This window comes from bacterium (assembly GCA_040755795.1).
Classification (GTDB): Bacteria; UBA9089; CG2-30-40-21; order CG2-30-40-21; family SBAY01; genus JBFLXS01.
Genome location: JBFLXS010000630.1, coordinates 1 through 1,683, shown reverse-complemented (window position 1 = coordinate 1,683; position 1,683 = coordinate 1). Strand labels below are relative to the sequence as shown.

2 protein-coding genes are annotated in these 1,683 nt (G+C 35.8%); both read left to right on the top strand.

Annotation, left to right across the window (positions count from 1 at the left end):
* The first annotated feature begins 155 nt into the window (after nt 1–155).
* Nucleotides 156–1,004: a DNA methyltransferase gene (locus AB1414_20425; protein MEW6609778.1), complete on the top strand. Its 849-nt coding sequence runs from the start codon at nt 156–158 to the stop codon at nt 1,002–1,004.
* 24 nt (nt 1,005–1,028) lie between these two features.
* Nucleotides 1,029–1,683, top strand: a 655-nt coding sequence (locus AB1414_20420; GenBank protein MEW6609777.1) for an N-6 DNA methylase, incomplete at its 3' end; no start/stop codon positions are given.

Here is a 1,683-nt window from a genome sequence, read left to right as displayed (position 1 = left end):
CCCTTCGCTGCACCTGACTGCGAGGGGCTGTGGCGTGATTGAGATAGTTTTGTAATTTCCCAGAGTTTTATCTTGCTTACAAAGTTTAGTGGTAATTCCCCCTCGCAGCAGGTGAGCTCTATCGTTATACGCAATAAATATAAGAGGATAAATCAATGACAGAAACATACAAAGGGCTGAAGATGATGAAAAAGGCCGAGGAAATCCAGGAATTCTGGGCATACGATATGAAACAACCATCTAACTCAGATGTAACATTGTTAGACAATGTTCAGTTTATCTATGAATTGTTATTAGCACAGTTAGAATTGAGGGCGTTAGGTGTCGATTTTGTTGCTACAAATGGATTAAGAGAGTTTAAAATTAATAACCAATCAAACGACTTGGACGAAAGACTGATAAAACGAACTGCATATTTAAAATCCGTTGGTAAAAGATTTACCGATTATCTTCAAATAATTCAGAAAAACAGAACAAGGTCTGTAAATCAATACCTTACCCATTGGATTTATCCTTACAAAGGTAAGTTCCATCCCCAGATGATTAGGTCCCTTTTAAATATAATCGGACTTAATCAAGGCGACACTATTCTTGATCCATTTATAGGAAGTGGAACAACTGCTTTGGAGGCTCAACTTTTGGGCATGAACTGTGTTGGTATTGATATATCTCCCCTTTGTGTGCTTCAAAGCAAGGTTAAGGTAGAGTCTATAGATGTTTTGACAGACATCATAAATTTAAAAAGAAGTATAAAAGACAAAATAGGAACACCTTTATTTGATGCGGAAAATAAAACACTGGATGAGACTATTGAGTCAATATCGGATGAAAAGGTTAAAAATTTCTATAAAATGGCAAAGTTGGTTGCAGTAAGTGATAATGCCAGACGAGGGAGAAACTTTTGTAATGCTTTCCTTAAAAATTTAGAATTAATGCTTTCTTCCATTACTGATTATTATCAAATAGCAAAGAAGCTTAACTTGAAATTAGGCGAAATGTTATGAAAAAGTTTTCCCGGAGGCTATGTTATGGCTTTAGTCCAGCAATGTCTATTTCCTGTTGAAGATGTTAAGGTTCAAAAACATCAAAACAGGAAGAATCACAATCAGTATTTTACCCCAGAGTTCGCAGTAGAAAAAGCTCTCTCGATAGTTCCAGATTCAAAAATTGAGAACATAATAGACCCCGCAGTGGGTAATGGTGTATTCCTTAAAATCGCTGCAAAAAAATGGACGAAAGTAAGGTTATTTGGGGTGGATATAGACAAAGAGGTCATTGGCAAACTTAAGAAATCTACTTTCCAAAGTGCTAGCCTCTTTTATGGTGATGCTCTTCTACGGGAAACTTGGCAAAGAAACGAGTTTCAAAGTATAATCTCGAAAGGTGGATTTGACCTTGTCGTAGGTAATCCTCCATTCAGCAGTTGGTTTCACAGAATTGCTACATCACAAATTCTCTCAAATTATAAATTAGCCCACAGGAACGGCAATCTTATGCGAAGCCAAGCGGTAGAAATTCTTTTCTTAGAGATATTTATAAATCTATGTAGACATAATGGATTTGTAATAATTGTATTACCTGATGGCATATTGTCAAACCCTCAGTATAAGTATATAAGAACGTTTATACTTCAAGAAACAGAGGTCAGATATATTATAAGTTTGCCACGAAACATTTTTGAAG